The sequence below is a fragment of the Marinobacter sp. UBA2688 genome (assembly GCF_002352785.1).
Lineage (GTDB): Bacteria > Pseudomonadota > Gammaproteobacteria > Pseudomonadales > Oleiphilaceae > Marinobacter > Marinobacter salarius.
In genome coordinates, this window is the sequence record NZ_DELU01000014.1 from 2,753 (window position 1) to 3,171 (window position 419).

The 419-nt window shown below is 60.6% G+C and carries 1 pseudogene; it reads left to right on the forward strand.

The features are described from left to right. Nucleotides 1-419: pseudogene (locus B3M52_RS08330) on the forward strand (transketolase); the annotation flags it as partial.

Sequence of the window (419 nt, forward strand, 5' to 3'; positions counted from 1 at the left end):
GCCAAATCCGGCCACCCGGGCGCGCCCATGGGTATGGCGGACATCGCCGAGGTCCTCTGGAACGATTTCCTTAGCCACAACCCGGCAAATCCCAATTGGGCTAACCGTGACCGGTTTGTGCTGTCCAACGGCCATGGCTCCATGCTGCAGTATTCCCTGCTGCACCTGAGCGGCTATGACGTCTCCATCGACGACATCAAGAACTTCCGTCAACTGCACTCCAAAACCCCGGGCCACCCTGAGTACGGTTATACACCGGGCGTTGAAACCACCACGGGGCCGCTCGGGCAGGGCATTGCCAATGCGGTCGGCTTTGCGCTGGCGGAGAAAACCCTGGCGGAGCAGTTCAACCGCCCTGGCCACAATGTTGTTGATCACTACACCTACGCCTTCCTGGGCGATGGCTGCCTGATGGAAGG